At 47.6% G+C, this 574-nt stretch carries 1 pseudogene; it reads right to left on the bottom strand.

The window, feature by feature from the left end:
• Positions 1–159: 159 nt before the first annotated feature.
• Positions 160–574 (bottom strand): annotated as a pseudogene (gene syd, locus J5224_RS34185) (SecY-interacting protein); the annotation flags it as partial.

Here is a 574-nt window from a genome sequence, read left to right as displayed (position 1 = left end):
TTTACGCTGAAACCCTGAATGCAAAGAAAAATATAATACATTAATTTAAAAGGATAAAAATTTAAAAAAAGCGCGTAAAATGGGTAAAACACAGAGATATCTCACAACAAATGTAAGATATCTCTTACACGCATATCCGCCAGATAGCGCGGACAAAAATCATCTTACTCTCGGTTGCAGCTGTTGCAGGAACACAAACAAAGAGGGGGCCAGCACCCGATGTTCACGTGTACCAAAGGTTTCAAGCCACACTTCACCGCTGACATTGGATAACGAGATCAGGGCCATTTCTGATTCCGTCGTGGCTAAACTTTTGCGTCAGCAAATGTCCGATCAGATTTTCCTGCATACGCACAAAATCATCCTCGCTCCACGATTGCAGTAGCAGACAATCGATATCGGCAAAGTGCGCTTCCATATCCCCGGCATACTGCGTGGTAAAAAAGGCTTCAGCGTCAGGATGCAAGGCAATATTCAGCGCACGCGACACGCCGTCAAGCGCTGCCCCCTCGGCCACTGGCTGAGGCGTCCAAAATACCCGCTCGCCGTCATTTTCCACCGCGCAGGGTGAAGC

Source organism: Candidatus Symbiopectobacterium sp. NZEC135, assembly GCF_025962695.1.
Note: the sequence above shows the minus strand (reverse complement) of the source record. Positions and strands in the feature narration are given on the sequence as shown.